Here is a 16,738-nt window from a genome sequence, read left to right on the forward strand (position 1 = left end):
TACGGAAACCCTAATAAAAAACCTTTTTTTTAGTTATTTTTGAATAAATTCTAAGAAAACTACAATGGATTTATTTCAAGCTCCAGATTATTATCAAGTAGATGATTTGTTAACCGATGAACATAAATTGGTTAGAAATACAGCAAGAGATTGGGTAAAAAAGCACTTATCTCCAATTATTGAAGATGCTGCTCAAGAAGCTAGGTTTCCAACCGAATTGGTAAATGGTTTAGCTGAAGTTGGTGCTTTCGGTTCTTATATTCCAACAGAATATGGTGGTGCTGGTTTAGATCAGATTTCTTACGGATTAATTATGCAAGAATTAGAGCGCGGAGATAGTGGAATTCGTTCTACAGCCTCGGTTCAAACGTCGTTGGTTATGGGGCCAATTTATAACTACGGAAATGAAGCACAACGCAAAAAATATTTACCAAAATTAGCGAGTGGTGAATGGATAGGTAGCTTTGGGTTAACAGAGCCCAATCATGGAAGCAATCCAGGAGGAATGGAGACGAGGTTTAAAGATATGGGAGATCATTATCTATTAAATGGAGCAAAAATGTGGATTTCTAATGCACCAATTTGTGATGTGGCAGTGGTTTGGGCAAAAAATGAAGAAGGAAGAATTCACGGATTGATTGTTGAAAGAGGAATGGAAGGTTTTACCACTCCCGAAACTCATAACAAATGGTCGTTAAGAGCTTCAATAACTGGAGAGTTAATTTTTGACAATGTAAAAATTCCAAAGGAAAACCTACTTCCGAATAAATCTGGGTTAGGAGCTCCGTTATTATGTTTAGATGCTGCTCGTTATGGAATTGCTTGGGGAGCTATTGGTGCTGCTATGGATTGTTACGATACAGCACTACGTTATGCGAAAGAGCGTATACAATTTGGTAAACCTATTGGTCAATTTCAGTTGCAACAAAAGAAATTAGCAGAAATGATTACAGAAATAACCAAAGCTCAATTACTAGCATGGAGGTTGGGAACCGTAAGAAACGAAGGGAAAGCGACTTCTGCACAAATTTCTATGGCAAAACGTAACAATGTAGAAATGGCATTAAAAATTGCTCGAGAAGCACGACAAGTTTTAGGTGCAATGGGTATTTCTGGTGAATACTCAATTATGCGTCATTCCATGAATTTAGAAAGTGTGATTACCTATGAAGGTACGCACGATGTACACCTTTTAATTACTGGCTTAGATATTACTGGATTGAATGCTTTTAAATAGGGGTTTTCTATTTGTTTGAATTATAGTTTTTCCAATACTAAAATTAAATTATCTAAATCGCTCTTTATTCCTGAAAACACTTTTGTGTTATATAATTTATCAAGTTCTAATTCGTGAATTTCATGTTTTCTTTTTTTGTCAGTTAACATAATATCAGAAAAATCTAAAGAGGTAGAAATTCGTGCAATATCTATTTGATCATTAGAACTATCTTTTTTGCTGCGTAGATTCATTAAAGAAATAAGTGAAAATCGAATATTAAGGGTGGATATGTTTTTAAAACCATTTGACTTTAGTTCAAAAATTAACTTCTGAATCTCTTTTTTTCTAAATTTATGTTTTTTTATCAGTATATCAAGAACCAAATCTGTCCATTTAGGAAATTCACTTGTAGTTGATTTGTAACTTTCAATCATCAATTTTCCTTTATCGTATAATTTTTCAAGACGCTGAATAAATTTTTGTGCTTCTAAATGCATAAGAGCATTAAACATTATCTTTTGGGTTTTAGAATCAATTTTTTGATTCGAAGTTAATTTTTTAAACTCATTAGTATCATGTCCTATTTCTTTTATTGTTTTGAAAAGTTCTGTGTTTTTTTCTCGATAGAATTTATAATTATCCGAATCTTTAAGAATTTCTTTAACTTCTGTGTGTAGATAGGTTTTTACAGTGATTTTATTTTTTCGAATTCTAGATGAAATTAGTTGAGATGTTAAAAATGCTTCTGTTTTAAAACAAAACTCATCTGATATTTTATTTAAAAATAAGTCATGATTTTTAGCTTCTTTGTATTCTTTCCATGATGTTTCAATATAATGTTCGTTAGATAATGGACAGAATATAATTCCTTTTGAGTGTAATTGAAGTAATAATTCTTTAATTCTCGACCATTCTGGTGTAATATCTATTTGAAGCATTTCACTCACAGCAAATTGGTCTAGGTAAATACAGAATTTCTTTTTCATGGGGAAGCTTCAATTAAACACAACTATTTATTAAATCTAGTATCTAAACCATCAATACTAATTTGGTTTCTATCCTCCCAATATTGTTGAATACCTTCTTCTCCTTTATCTTTTGCCCAATCGAGTAATTGATTTCGTTCTCCTTGGTATTCATAAAAAGGGATTGACATTCCACAAGAAGTTTGTACACTTTCAATATGAATATCAAATATTTGTCGTGTTCCTTCTAGTTTAGGAAATAGTGTGATTAATTCGTTCCATTCGTTATCATTAGGAAGAATTTCTTTAGCTTTTCCATACAAACGAACAATGTTTGGAGCACCTTCAAAAGCACAAAACATAACTGTAATCCGATTGTTTTCTAATAAGTGAGCCGAAGTTTCATTTCCGCTACCTGTTACACTTAACCAAGCCACTCTATGTTCGTTAATAATTCTGAAAGAATCCATTCCTTTGGGAGAAAGATTGATGCGTCCTTCGTTAGGTGCAGTAGCTACAAAAAACACTTTTTGTTGTTCAATAAACGTTTGAACTCTTGCTGTTATTTTTTCATAGAATTTTGCCATAGCTTATCTTTTAATTAGTCAATCCAATCTTTAGTTCTTTCAACAGCTTTTTGCCATTTTTTGTACAATTTGTTTCTATTTTCTTCAGTAATGGTTGGTGTAAATTGCTTTTGAATTTTTCTATGTTGTAAAATATCTTCTTGTTTCCATAGTCCAACACAAATTCCTGCTAAGTAAGCAGCTCCCATTACTGTGGTTTCAATAGTTTCTGGACGTTCAACAGTTACATCTAAAATATTGGATTGAAACTGCATTAAATAATTATTAGCACAAGCACCACCATCTACTTTTAGAGAACTCAAAGGAACTTCACTATCTTTTTGCATTACTTCTAAAATATCTTTGGTTTGGTAAGCAAGAGAATCTAATGTAGCTTTAATTAAATGATTTTTTCCAGTGTCTCTAGTCAATCCGAAAATAGCACCACGAGCATACATATCCCAATACGGAGCACCTAAACCAGCAAAAGCAGGAACGACATACACAGGATTTTTTCCTTCTACTTCCATAGCAAAAATTTCACTTTCTTTAGCATCTTTTATAATTTGTAATCCATCTCGTAACCACTGAATTGCCGAACCAGCAACAAAAACACTTCCTTCTAGAGCGTAATAAACTTTGTTGTTAATTCCCCAAGCAATTGTAGTTAATAATCCATTTTTAGAATACTCTATTTCTTCACCAGTATTCATTAACATAAAACAACCTGTACCGTAAGTGTTTTTTGCTTCTCCTTTATTAAAACAAGTTTGACCAAATAATGCCGCTTGTTGGTCTCCTGCAATTCCTGAAATTGGAATTTGAATTCCATCTAACTCAAAATTTCCAAAATGATAAGATGAAGGTTTTACTTCAGGCAGCATTGAAGTTGGTATTTTTAATTCTTGCAACAATGTTTTATCCCAAGTAAGATTTTTAATATCGAATAACATTGTTCGAGAAGCATTACTATAATCGGTAGCGTGAACTTTTCCGTTTGTTAAATTCCACAATAACCAAGTATCAATGGTTCCAAATAGTAAATTTCCTTTTTCAACTTCAGTTCTAGCTCCTTTGACGTTTTGTAAAATCCAGTTGATTTTTGTTGCTGAGAAATAACTATCTATTACTAAACCTGTAGTTTTACGAACATGATCTTCTAAACCATTTTCTTTAAGATGTTCGCAAATATTTGCTGTACGCTTGTCTTGCCAAACAATAGCATTATAAATAGGTTTTCCTGTGTTTTTATTCCATACAACGGTAGTTTCTCGCTGATTGGTTATTCCTATTCCTGCAATTTCTTCAGCTTTTATTCCAGCTTGTTTTATTACTTTTTTTAAAGTTGAAAGTTGCGTTTGTAAAATTTCTTCAGCGTTATGTTCTACCCAACCTGATTGAGGAAATATTTGCTCAAATTCTTGTTGATTCATAGCAACAATTTCTCCTTTTTCATTAATAATAACCGAACGAGAACTTGTGGTGCCTTGATCTAAGGCTACAATATATTTAGACATGTTGTATTTAAAAGTAAGTTTAGATTTTAAAAATACTTAAAAATAAAAAAACCTTCTAAAGAATATTCTCTAGAAGGCTTTTTCTGTTTTTCGTTAGATTTTTAACGATTGATAGCATAACTGGCCCCTTTTCCAAATTCTGCTAACGTTACTAAAAAGTTACTAACTACATTGTTAGTTTTCTTTAATAATTCCCCCATGATGTTTGATTTTAAATTTCCCCTATAATTTTTGTTCAAACGAACACTACAAAGATATGACAGCAGTTAAGTTTTTTAAATGGGTTTTCCGCAAGTTGAAGTGTAATTTTCCGCAGAGTGATTTAATAATAAGTGTTTTGCAAAAAAAAGCAATCAGTATATTTATACTGATTGCTTTTTTTGTTTTTCCCTTCTTTTCTTAGAATTTTTCCCAAGTGCGATGTCAAATTCTGTTTACAAATTTAAAAGGGAGTTGTGTTTTTATAAAAGGGATATCCGCATAAAAAAGTGCAAAATTCCGCAAATGATTAATCTAGTATTCCCAACTCTTTAGCTTTTAATACTAAATCAGTATTGTTAATAGCATTTAAATCGGTTCTTAATTTTGCTAATTTGCTTTCGATAGATCTTATTTTTAGTGGAGATCCATCACTTTTTTTTATGACTCCTTCCATATTGTTGATTTTTGCGTGCTTAGGAAGTTCTTTAAGTATTTGTATAGCAATTTCATCCATTTGAATTTCAATTAAAGCTCTTTTTAAGAGTTTTTGATGAATTTCATGAGTGTAATATACTTCGCCAGCTAACATTTTTTGAATTGCAAAGTTTAACTCACTTGTATTGCAATTACTTTTAAGAATATAAGCAGATGGATTTAAATTATGAATTACGTTATAAACTCTATTAGTTTCTGTATGACCAGTAATTACTCCTACTTTAATATTTAACTCTTCTTGTTTAATGGCTTTAATTAGCGCTTCGCCACCATCTAATTGAGAGTTTTCAGTAGTGTTGTCAAAGCTTAAATCAGTAAATAAAATATGAAAAGGTTCTTGATTTCTTTGTGCTTTTATTTTTGAAAACGCTTGATCACAAGAAGAGGCTGTTTCTACTTCTAAACCATCAATACCTTTTAGGTTAGATAGTATACCTTCAATTATTAATTGATGATCGTCAGCAATAAGAATTTTAATTTTTTCAGACATTTAGTGGTATTTGAATATGGGTTTTGGTTCCTTTACCAACTTCACTTTCAATAGTAAGAGTTCCGTTTAACTCTTCTACTCGTTCTTGCATGTTGTGTAAACCAATTCCTTTTTTACTGTTATTAATGTCAAAACCTTTGCCATTATCAGTAATATTCAAAAATACAGATTTTTTATGTACCGAAAAATCTATGGTAATTAAGTTTGCTTCGGCGTGTTTTTGAGTGTTTTGAATACACTCTCTTATACTTAAATATAAAAGTCGTTTTATAGAGTTATTAATTTTGGTCCACTCAATGTCATTAACTCCGTTTACTTTAATTCTGAAATCTAAAGTGAAATAATCACTTACTAGATTTATTATTTGGTCTTTAAAAGGAACTTTGTCGAAACTCACACTACTTAATTGATGCGATAAATTACGCACATTGTCTTTTACTGTGTTTAACTTTTGAGCCTCTTCTAATAGGTTAGAACCTTCTAATTTTTGATGGATTAAACGTAGATCACCAGCGACTTCGTCGTGTAAAGATTTAGCGATTTGCTGACGTTCATGTTCTCTAGCTTCTATTTTTTGTAATTGTGCTTGGTATATTAGTTTTCTTCTTCTTAATGAGAAGAAGGAAATACTTAAACCAAATAATAAAATCCCAATAAAAGCTGCTAACCAACCAATAGTTTTTTGTTGCTTTTGATACGTTATTTCTGCTTGTTTTTTTTCGTTATCGGTTTTAAGTATTGTATTTTCTTTTTCTTTTTTTTCTGTTTCGTATCTAACTTTAGCAAATTGGTTTTTTAAGACACGTTCCTTTTGAATTGCTCTGTCTTTTTTTTCAGTATACTCTTTTAAGTATTTTATTGATTCTTTTTTAGGGCTTAATTCTGCTAACAATTCTAGAGCTAAAAGCTCTTCTTTTTCAAAATGAGTGTTTTGAGTTAAACCTAATGCGTTTTTAGCATGCTCTTTAGCTTTAGAAAGATTGTTGTTTTCTTTATGGAAATGAGAAATATTAATATGATTTCTAATTATTCCTAATAAATCCTTAATAGAAGTATTAATTTTTAATGCTTCGTTATACTGATTCAGGACATTTCTGTAATTTTTTAATGAAAAATTACTCCAAGCAATGTTTTCTATAAGTAGAGCATATTGTTTTGGATATTTTTGTTGAATACTATCATATTTTAATCCTTTTTTAAAGTATTTAATTGCCTCTTTATTTCGATTTACTCGTTGAAGAGCAAGTCCTTTGTTGTTAATAACTCTAATTATTTCTAAATCATGTTTTTTTTGTTTTTGAGATAAAAAAGTTATACTTAAATCATAATATTTTAGAGCTTCTTCAGGTTCTTTTCTATCGCAATAAATATTACCTAACAAATTATAGAGGCTATATTTTTTGAGTGATAATTTAGAGTTTTCTATATATTTTAAGGCAAGTATAGTATTTATTTCACTTCCTAAGTAATCATTAGCTCTATATTGAATATCAGCAATATCAGCTAGTCTCCTACCTGCGGTTAAAGTGTCACCAATTTTTAATAATAGATTTTTAGAGGCATGATAATAATGATAAGCACTATCAGATATGTGCTTGTGATTATAGTAATAAGCTAAAAAGAAATGACACTTTTCAATTTCTTTAGAAGATTTAGCAAAAGGTAAGGCGAAATAGGTATGTTTTTTAAATGAATCAAATTGATTTGAATTTAAAAAAAATAGAGCTTTATTTATTTTTTGACTAAATAGAATCGAATCATGTTTTACTTTGTTTTTATCGTGTTGGCTAAAACTAAATAAAGTTGTTAATGTAATAAAGAGAAAAAAATATAAACGCATTTATAAAAATTATAAAACCATCACAACAGTGATGGTTTTATGAGTAATAGGTTATTTTTTTTCTACTGTGTTTTCATCACCATCATTCCCTCCTGGTTTGTCAGGGTCTGTAGTACCACTACCACCACCAGGGATAATATTCATAGCAAATCTCATTTCGTTTTCTTTAAATACGCTTTTCATAATAATTAGATAAATTGATAATTAATAAATAATACTTGTACTTATTAGAGGGGTTAAAGCGTTCTAAAATTAGCGGTTTCCCTATAAAAAAACAAGGTTTTAACTATAATTTATTTAATAAGTCCCATAAAACGACTCCACAACTCACAGAAATATTTAAAGAATGTTTGGTTCCTAATTGCGGAATTTCAATACAACCATCTGATTTTGAAACTACTTCTTGTTGTACTCCTTTTACTTCATTTCCAAAAACGATGGCATGTTTTTTATTTGATTCAGGAGAGAAATTATTAAGCATTGTGCTGTTTTCAGCTTGTTCTATAGCATATACTTTTATGTTCTCTTTTTGTAACTTTTCAATTAAAGTTAAAGTGTCTTCTACATATTCCCATTCAACAGACTCGGTAGCACCTAATGCAGTTTTATGTATTTCTTTGTTGGGTGGAGTTGCTGTAATTCCACACAAATAAATTTTTTCAATTAAAAAAGCATCCGAAGTTCTAAAAACTGAGCCTACATTATTTAAACTTCTTATGTTGTCTAAAACTACAATTAAAGGTGTTTTTTTAGCTTGTTTAAACTCATCTACACTAATTCTACCTAACTCGTTGTTTTTAAGTTTTCGCATGTTTTATTTTTTTATTGTGAATAACTTGAAATACAAGAAACTTGAAAGTTTTTCTATCTTCGCAAAACTAATTTAAAATTCCGAAACACTTGGCAAAAACAAAGGCAAAAAAGGTAACTCCGTTAATGCAACAATACAATGGGATTAAAGTAAAATACCCAGATGCAATGTTACTTTTTAGAGTTGGAGATTTTTATGAAACATTTGGTGATGATGCTAAAAAAGCCGCTGAGGTACTTGGAATTATTTTAACCAAAAGAGGTGCAGGTAGCGAAAGTGAAACTGCCTTGGCTGGTTTTCCACACCATTCTTTAAACACATACTTACCTAAATTGGTAAAAGCAGGGTTGCGTGTTGCTATTTGCGATCAGTTAGAAGACCCTAAAATGACTAAGAAAATTGTAAAACGTGGTGTTACGGAATTGGTAACTCCAGGAGTTGCCTTAAACGACGAAGTTTTACAAACTAAAACCAACAACTTTTTAGCCTCTGTACACTTCGGAAAGAAACTATTAGGTGTTTCGTTTTTAGATGTATCTACTGGAGAGTTTTTAATAGCACAAGGAAACGAAGAGTATATCGATAAGCTATTGCAAAATTTTTCACCAAGTGAAGTTTTAGTACAAAAACAACATAAACAACGTTTTTTAGAGCTGTTTACTGATAGATTCCACAGTTTTTATTTAGAAGACTGGGTTTTTCAAAAAGATTACGGATATGAAAACCTTACCAATCATTTTAAAGTACAAAACCTAAAAGGATTTGGTGTAGAGGAATTGGATCATGGAATTGTTTCTGCTGGAGCTATTTTATATTACTTATCAGAAACACAGCATAATAAATTATCGCACATACAATCTATAGGAAGAATCTTAGAAGATAATTATGTGTGGATGGACCGTTTTACGGTAAAGAATTTAGAATTATATGGAGGAAACTCAGTAAATTCGGTTACTTTATTAGATGTTATTGATAAAACGATTTCTCCTATGGGAGGGCGTTTATTAAAACGATGGTTAGCACTTCCGTTAAAAGACATCGATCAAATTAAGAGTCGCCATGAATTGGTTTCTTTTTTATTAGAAGACGAATCATTTTTCGATACAGTTACCTATCAATTGCAGCAGGTTTCAGATATAGAGCGATTGATTTCTAAAGTAGCTACTGGTAAAGTTTCTCCTAGAGAAGTAGTACTATTGAAAAACTCTTTAAAGGCCATTCACCCTATTAAAAATACTGCGGAAGCAAGTAAAAATGCTGCCGTAAAAATGATAGGAAAATTGTTAGATAATTGTGATGAATTGGTAGCAAAAATTACTGCTTCTTTGTTTGACGAAGCTCCTGTAAATATTAACAAAGGAAATGCTATTGCAACCGGAGTTTCTAGTGAGTTAGATGAATTAAGAGCTATTGCCAATTCTGGAAAACAGTATTTAGACAATATGTTGGCTCGTGAAACCGAAAGAACTGGAATTCCGAGTTTAAAAATTGCCTTTAACAACGTGTTTGGATACTATATTGAAGTACGAAACACACATAAAGATAAAGTGCCAGAAGAATGGATTCGTAAACAAACTTTGGTAAATGCAGAACGTTATATTACCGAGGAATTAAAAGAATACGAAACCAAGATTTTAGGAGCTGAAGAAAAAATTCAACAATTAGAAGTTGAATTGTTTGGGGAGTTAATTCAATATATCATTCAATTTGTACCACAAGTACAAAGCAATGCACAATTGGTAGCACAAATAGACTGTTTGTTATCCTTTGCAACTTTAGCAAAAGAAAATGAGTATGTGCGTCCAGCTATGGATATAACTACTGATTTAGATATTAAAAACGGTCGACACCCAGTAATTGAAAAACAATTACCTATTGGTGAAGAATATGTTGCAAACAGTGTGTTGTTGAACCGAGAGAATCAGCAAATTATTATGATCACTGGACCTAACATGTCTGGTAAGTCTGCTATTTTACGTCAAACGGCTTTAATTGTTTTATTAGCGCAAATAGGAAGTTATGTACCTGCAGAAACAGCTCGAATTGGTATTGTCGACAAGATTTTTACCAGAGTAGGTGCTAGTGATAATATTTCTATGGGAGAAAGTACCTTTATGGTAGAAATGAATGAAACTGCTTCTATTCTAAACAATGTTTCTGACCGTAGTTTGGTGTTGTTAGATGAAATAGGTCGTGGTACTTCTACCTATGATGGTATTTCTATTGCTTGGGCTATTACTGAGTATTTACATGAGCATCCATCAAAAGCAAAAACCTTATTTGCTACGCATTACCATGAGTTAAACGAAATGACTACCACATTTGAACGTATTAAGAACTTTAACGTATCGGTAAAAGAGTTAAAAGACAGTATAATCTTTTTAAGAAAGCTTGTGGAAGGTGGAAGTAATCATAGTTTTGGTATCCACGTGGCAAAATTAGCAGGAATGCCTAATTTAGTAATTAAACGTGCTAATAAAATTTTACAAAAATTAGAAGAAAACCATTCTCATAGTGAGGTAAAAGACTCTTTAAAAGAAGCTCAAGATGAAGAATTGCAATTGAGTTTCTTCCAATTAGACGATCCGTTATTAGAAGATTTAAGAGAAGAAATTCTTACCACCAATATAGATACACTTACACCTATTGAAGCTTTAATGAAGTTGAATGAAATTAAGCGTATGCTTACAAAAAAGTAATCGTAAAAATGTCATTCTGAGCAGAGCGAAGAATCTTATTTTTTACAGATTCTTCATTTCATTCAGAATGACATTTTGATGTTTTATACTATAACTTTCCTCTTAATACTAATACGGGAACCTTACAGTGAAATTCTTTCTTTAAAATTGTATTCTTTTCCCAAAGCTTTTGAAAAAAACCTCTATTTCTTCTAAATACACACAATAAATCTGGGTTATTAGATTGAAAATGCTCTAAAACCCCCTGAAAAGTAGTTGCGTTTTCTGTGATGGTAAGATCAGATTTAATATTTTCTAGTTCCACATCTAACATTAAATCATCTTTAGTATGTGAAGGTGTTTTAACTAACAATAAATTAGACACAGGATTAAAAATGTCTAATACTTTTTTTAAAGGGTCTAGCACATTTTCATTATTAATAATTCCTGATTTAAATGCTGTTAAAACTCTTTTAATAGGTGTAAATTGATAACCATCAGGAATTATTAACATAGGAATATTGGTTTGTTTTAAAACACTTCCTGATGTATTTCCTAAAAAAACTTCTTCTTTAATTGAGTTGCTCTTAGGTCCCATAATAATTAAATCAACTCCTAATTCTCTGTCAATAGAAGTAATACTTTCTAATACATCACCCTTAGCAGTAATTAGCTTAATATCTACATCTTTTCTGTCAACAGCATTTACCATAGTACGTAAGTATAAGTTGGTTTCGCGTTGCATGGTATCATCAGCATTTACAAAAGCACCAGCTTTCGATAAAATTTTATAAGCTCGCATTACAAATACTTTTGCACTAATTTCTTTCGCAAAATTAATTGCGTATTGTAATGTGTTTATTGAATTTTCAGAAGACCCAATAGGAACTAAAATATGCTTCATTTTTCAATTTTTTTAAGTAAAATAATGAATAACAAAGGTAAATATTTTATAAGAAGGTAGATAATAGTTTTAAAAATACTATTTATGGAGGCTTTGAAGCTTACTTAAAATTATATTTTTATAGTTACCACCAATAGGAATTTCTATTTTACCTATTTCTACATCGTCTTTAGTGTAGGCAGTAACTTTATTAGTATTAACTATATAAGAACGATGTACTCTGGTAAAACGATTATCTAGTTCAGTTTCAAAAACAGAGATTTTATATTTAATTGTATGCGTTTCTCTTTCTAAATGAATTTTAATATAATCCTTTAAACTTTCAATATATAAAACTTCTTTAAATAAGATTTTAATTTGCTTTCTTCCTTTTGAAATAAACAAAAAATCGTTTTTTAGTTCTTTTTCAGATGTAACATCTCTTTCTTTTTCAGAAGCTTTTTGTGTAGCTAAAAACTTTTGAATGGCTTTAAAAAACCGATCAAAAACTATAGGTTTTAATAAATAATCTACAGCATTCAATTCAAAGCCATCAATAGCATAATTTCTATAAGCTGTTGTAAAAATTACTTTGGGCTTTTGCACTAAGTTTTTAAAAAAATCAGTACCCTTTAATACAGGCATTTCTATATCTAAAAACAATAAATCTATTTGATTATTATTTAAAATTTCACTGGCTTCAATAGCGCTTGCACAAGAAGCTACCAATTCAAAATTAGGAACTTGAGAAACGTACGCTTCTAATAGTTCTCTTGCTAATTTTTCATCATCAATAATTAGGCATTTGTGGCTCATTTAGTACTTAGTTTTAAGTGTACTTTATACCAATTAATTTCTTCATTAATATTCAAAGAATGATTATTTTGGTATAATAAATTTAGCTGTTTTTTTACATTTTTAAGTCCAATCTCTTCCTTATACGTATTACTTAATCCACTTGGTTTCGGCTTTGTATTTTCAATTTTAAAGTCAATTTCTTTATTCTTTTGAGTAAGTTCAATATTAATGGTGGCGTTAGTTAATTCTTGACTTACGCCATGTTTAAAAGCATTTTCAATAAAAGTTAATAATAATAATGGTGCTATTTTACCTTCTTTAGATACTTCTTTTTTAAAAGAAATAGATACTCTATCATCGTATCGAACTTTTTCTAAAGCTAAGTAGTTTTCTATTAAATCTACTTCTTTACGTATAGGTACATATTTTTCATTACAACCATACAACGTATAGTCTAAAATTTCTGATAGCTTTTGAATTACCAACATAGTTCTATCCGATTTTTTAAAAGCTAAAGCATATAGATTATTTAAAGTGTTGAATAAAAAATGTGGATTCAATTGATTTTTTAAAGCGGTTAGTTCTGCTATTTTCTTTTGCTCATTCAATTTGGTTAAAGCTTGTTGTTTTCTATAAAATCGAATGGCCAATAATAAAAAGGTAGGTTGCAATAAATAGTTAGCAACTCGTATAAATTCTTTAATGCTTGTTAGTCTATCATGTAAAGTAGCTTCAGGAAATCTCTTTAAATAATTTTGATAAGTTACAGGATATGTGGGTTCTAAATAATAAACTTTAATCAAAGTACAAGTTATAAAACCTAGAGTCAATAAAGCTAAGGAAAAAATCCAGAATAGAATTTTATGTCCTTGGTTCAAGAATTTTGGAATAAAAACAAAAATTACGGTAGAAGTTATTAGAAATTGAATAATTGTTCTAATAGTATAGACTTCTATAACCTCTCGTGTACTTGAATAATACCAGCTCGATGCTGTTGCAGTAAACATAACAAACAACACCCAAAATAAAAGGTAGCTTATAGTAGGCTGTTGTATGTATTTTTTGATTGTCTCCAAAATTGCTTTTAAAACCAAAAATACAATTCTTAATACGTTAAAAATTAAAGTGCAGATAAAATAGTTATTTGAGTCGATAGATTATACGGTAATACAGATGAATTTTATTTTGATAAAAAAAGAGTTTATAACGACCAGATTACCCTATCTATCTACTTCAAACAAAAGGGATTATTATAGAAATTACTTTGCGTGATGAATTTTAAAAATATAAAAAATGAAACTTCAAGTTATCACTCAAAAAAGGTTGCAAAAAACAATGTTATTATTCTTTTTGTTTTTTGCTTTAAGTATTGTAAAAGCTCAACAAAGTATTTGGAAAATAGACCCTTCTCACTCTAAAATAAATTTTGGTATTTCTTATTTTAAAATAGGAGAAATTAAAGGAAACTTTGATAAATACGAAGGAGCTTTTATTTCTGATAATGAAAACTTTGAGAATACTTCTGTAAACATATCCATAGAAACAGCTTCTATTAACACCAATCAAAAAGCTAGAGATAAGCACTTAAAAACAAAAGACTTTTTTGATGCTGAAACTCATCCAAAAATAACTTTTGAAAGTACTTCTATGAGTAAGGTTTTAGAAAAAGAATACAAGTTAAAAGGCAATTTTACAATGACAGGAATTACAAAACCTATAGAGTTAAAAGCCATTTACAAAGGAAGTTTTCTACATCCTCGATATAAAAAGAAGGTTGCAATTTTTAAAATTAACGGAACAATTTTTAGAAAAGATTTTAAAGTTGGTACTAACTATCCGCCAGCAAAATTAGCTTTAGGTAATAATGTTGTATTAGATGCAGAAATACATTTAACAAAACAATAAAAATTATAATGAAACAGATACTTACTCTTATTTTTTGCACTATAAGTTGTTTTTGTTTTGCACAAACGTATACTATTAGTGGGAAAATTGCCGATAAAAACACTAAAGAAACTATTCCGTATGCTACTGTTATTATTAAATCTAAAACAAATAATAAAACCATTACTGGCGGAATAACAGACGATAAAGGAACATTTGAAATTTCAAAAATTCCAGTGAATGATTTTTTTGTTGAAGTTCAGTTTATTGGTTATAAAACCATAACGAAAGAAGTTAAAAATAATAAAAGGAAGACAAATTTAGGAACGTTGTTTATTGAAGAATCAGCACAAGTTTTAGATGAAGTTTCTATTGTAGCAGAACGTTCTACTATTGAACAGAAAATAGATAGAAAAGTAATTAATGTAGGAAAGGATTTAACTACAGCAGGAGCCACAGCTTCAGATATTATGGGAAATATTCCTTCAGTAAGTGTAAATCAAGATGGTGAAATTGCTTTACGAGGAAATGAAAATGTACGTGTACTTATCGATGGTAAACCTACTAACATTGAAGCTTCGCAGTTATTACAGCAAATACCATCAGCCTCTATAAAAAAAATAGAATTAATCACATCACCATCAGCAAAATACAACCCTGAAGGAATGAGTGGAATTATTAATATTGTGCTTCATAAAAATGCTAAACTCGGCTTTAATGGAAACATAAATTTAGGACTTACTCAAGGAGAGAAAACACGATTTAATGGTTCATTAGGCTTGAATTATAGAACAGGAAAATTTAACATTTATGGAAATTATGGAAACAGTTTTGGTAAAAATACTTTAAAAGGAAGCGTTGTTCGATTTATAGAAAATTCCGCTCAACATCAAGATAATGTGGTGGATAATACATCTCATTTATATAAAATAGGAGTTGACTATTTTATTAATGATAAAAACACGATGTCTTTTTACACAAATCAAAATGTTTTTAAAAGTGATTTTATGTCCGACATAGACGTGACTTACACGAATAATCCATCAAATAACTTTTTTCAAGATTATACTTTCAATAAAAATAATACGTCAAAAACTTACAATTTTGATTTTAAACATGATTTTGATAAAGATGGACATAATATAGAGTTGGAAGTAGATTATAACGACTATGAAGGAGATAATATTACAGATTTTACATTCGCTGGAAATACTTCAAATACCGATTATAGAGACATTATTCTAGACAATAGAAAAAACACCACTATTAATTTAGATTATGTAAATCCGTTATCAGAAACATCAACGTTAGAAATAGGACTTGAATCTCGTTTTAGAAGAACAGATAATTCTTACCAAACAACAAGTACAACACTTAATAATTCTATGTTTACATACGATAGAGATATTTATTCATTCTATACCACTTTTAAGCAAAATTTTGACAAATGGACCTATCAAATAGGAGCTAGATTAGAAGACTATAAAGTAAACTCTCAATTTATAGAAACCAACCAGAATAGGAATGTTTTTGAAGATAAACTCTTTAACATTTATCCATCAGCATTTGTAAAATATACGCCAGACGAAGAAAAAAAGAACAGCTATCAATTGAGTATTAGTAGAAGAGTAGACCGTCCAGGATTAAATCAAGTAAACCCAATTAGAGCATGGAACACTTCGCAAATTATAGCTATTGGAAATATGAGATTAAATCCACAATTTACAAACTCAATTGAATTTAATTATACAAGAAAGTTAGAAAAAGGAAGTCTTACTTTAGGAACATTCTATCGAAGAATTAAAGATGAAATTAATAGAATAGGATATTTTGATAGTAATGATCCAACAAAACTGGTATTAGATTACGATAATTTTGATGATAATAACGCATACGGATTTGAATTAGCTGCAAACTACAAGCCATTATCTTGGTGGAATTTTAATACCAGTTTCGATATCTTTTCAAGAAAACAAAAAGGAGATATAGAAAACGAACAAGTAGAAGTTACAAATACAGCAACTAACTTTAGAATGAACCATAACTTTAAAGCAACAAAAGACTTAACTTTTCAGTTATTTGGAATTTATAGTGGAAAGCAAAAAATTCTTCAATACGAATTAAAAGACAATTACTATATAAATGCGGGAGCTAGATATAATTTTGCTCAAGGAAAAGGAACATTAAGCCTTAATTTTAATGATATTTTTAGAACCCAACGTTTTGCTTTTGAAAGTTATCGAACAGTATTCCAAAGAGGTGATTTACGAAGAGATTCTCGAACTGTTTACTTTGGACTTTCCTACAGATTTGGAGGAGGAAAAAACAAAGCTCTAAAAAGAAAGAAAAGAGATAATAATGAAAAACGAGGAGGTTTTTTATAAACTAAAA

The 16,738-nt window shown here is 29.9% G+C and carries 14 protein-coding genes; 4 read left to right on the forward strand and 10 right to left on the reverse strand.

The features are described from left to right. The first annotated feature begins 64 nt into the window (after positions 1-64). On the forward strand, positions 65-1,237 hold the full coding sequence (locus WH52_RS13325; protein WP_086031458.1) for an acyl-CoA dehydrogenase family protein: 1,173 nt from the start codon (positions 65-67) through the stop codon (positions 1,235-1,237). A gap of 20 nt (positions 1,238-1,257) precedes the next feature. On the opposite strand, the gene WH52_RS13330 is transcribed toward WH52_RS13325, so the two are convergent. The 7 genes from WH52_RS13330 to WH52_RS13355 all read right to left on the reverse strand — a co-directional run bounded on the left by WH52_RS13330 (position 1,258) and on the right by WH52_RS13355 (position 8,104). Further along, complete coding sequence (locus tag WH52_RS13330; RefSeq protein WP_143592181.1) at positions 1,258-2,205, reverse strand: hypothetical protein; 948 nt, start codon at positions 2,203-2,205, stop codon at positions 1,258-1,260. A 23-nt stretch (positions 2,206-2,228) separates the two neighbouring features. Beyond that, complete coding sequence (locus tag WH52_RS13335) at positions 2,229-2,771, reverse strand: pyridoxamine 5'-phosphate oxidase family protein (protein ID WP_086031460.1); 543 nt, start codon at positions 2,769-2,771, stop codon at positions 2,229-2,231. Positions 2,772-2,785: 14 nt separating this feature from the next. Further along, the gene (glpK, locus tag WH52_RS13340) at positions 2,786-4,267 is read right to left on the reverse strand and encodes a glycerol kinase GlpK (protein WP_086031461.1); all 1,482 of its coding nucleotides are present in this window, start codon (positions 4,265-4,267) and stop codon (positions 2,786-2,788) included. Positions 4,268-4,775: 508 nt separating this feature from the next. Beyond that, complete coding sequence (locus WH52_RS13345; protein ID WP_086031462.1) at positions 4,776-5,453, reverse strand: response regulator transcription factor; 678 nt, start codon at positions 5,451-5,453, stop codon at positions 4,776-4,778. Next, entirely contained in the window at positions 5,446-7,293 is a 1,848-nt protein-coding gene (locus tag WH52_RS13350; RefSeq protein ID WP_086031463.1) for an ATP-binding protein, read from the reverse strand. Before WH52_RS13350 ends, WH52_RS13345 begins: the two co-directional genes overlap by 8 nt. Positions 7,294-7,344: 51 nt before the next feature. Beyond that, complete coding sequence (locus tag WH52_RS15075; protein WP_262509544.1) at positions 7,345-7,476, reverse strand: hypothetical protein; 132 nt, start codon at positions 7,474-7,476, stop codon at positions 7,345-7,347. A 103-nt stretch (positions 7,477-7,579) separates the two neighbouring features. Beyond that, the gene (locus WH52_RS13355) at positions 7,580-8,104 is read right to left on the reverse strand and encodes an RNA methyltransferase (protein WP_086031464.1); all 525 of its coding nucleotides are present in this window, start codon (positions 8,102-8,104) and stop codon (positions 7,580-7,582) included. Positions 8,105-8,193: 89 nt separating this feature from the next. On the opposite strand from WH52_RS13355, the gene mutS reads away from it, so the two are divergent. Next, the gene (gene mutS, locus WH52_RS13360) at positions 8,194-10,803 is read left to right on the forward strand and encodes a DNA mismatch repair protein MutS (RefSeq protein WP_086031465.1); all 2,610 of its coding nucleotides are present in this window, start codon (positions 8,194-8,196) and stop codon (positions 10,801-10,803) included. A gap of 88 nt (positions 10,804-10,891) precedes the next feature. On the opposite strand, the gene WH52_RS13365 is transcribed toward mutS, so the two are convergent. The 3 genes from WH52_RS13365 to WH52_RS13375 form a co-directional block, all read right to left on the reverse strand. Next, the gene (locus tag WH52_RS13365) at positions 10,892-11,686 is read right to left on the reverse strand and encodes a universal stress protein (protein ID WP_086031466.1); all 795 of its coding nucleotides are present in this window, start codon (positions 11,684-11,686) and stop codon (positions 10,892-10,894) included. A gap of 78 nt (positions 11,687-11,764) precedes the next feature. Beyond that, positions 11,765-12,481: a LytR/AlgR family response regulator transcription factor gene (locus WH52_RS13370; protein WP_086031467.1), complete on the reverse strand. Its 717-nt coding sequence runs from the start codon at positions 12,479-12,481 to the stop codon at positions 11,765-11,767. Then, positions 12,478-13,539 carry a sensor histidine kinase gene (locus WH52_RS13375; RefSeq protein ID WP_143592183.1) on the reverse strand — a complete coding sequence of 354 codons (1,062 nt, stop codon included), beginning with the start codon at positions 13,537-13,539 and terminating at the stop codon, positions 12,478-12,480. Before WH52_RS13375 ends, WH52_RS13370 begins: the two co-directional genes overlap by 4 nt. A 217-nt stretch (positions 13,540-13,756) precedes the next feature. Between WH52_RS13375 and WH52_RS13380 the strand changes: the two genes are divergently transcribed. After that, a complete protein-coding gene (locus WH52_RS13380; RefSeq protein ID WP_086031469.1) occupies positions 13,757-14,368 on the forward strand; it encodes a YceI family protein in 612 nt (203 codons plus the stop codon). An 8-nt stretch (positions 14,369-14,376) separates the two neighbouring features. Next, entirely contained in the window at positions 14,377-16,731 is a 2,355-nt protein-coding gene (locus WH52_RS13385) for a TonB-dependent receptor domain-containing protein (protein WP_086031470.1), read from the forward strand. Positions 16,732-16,738 lie beyond the last annotated feature (7 nt).

Origin of the sequence: Tenacibaculum holothuriorum (assembly GCF_002120225.1) — a bacterium.
Classification (GTDB): Bacteria; Bacteroidota; Bacteroidia; order Flavobacteriales; family Flavobacteriaceae; genus Polaribacter; species Polaribacter holothuriorum.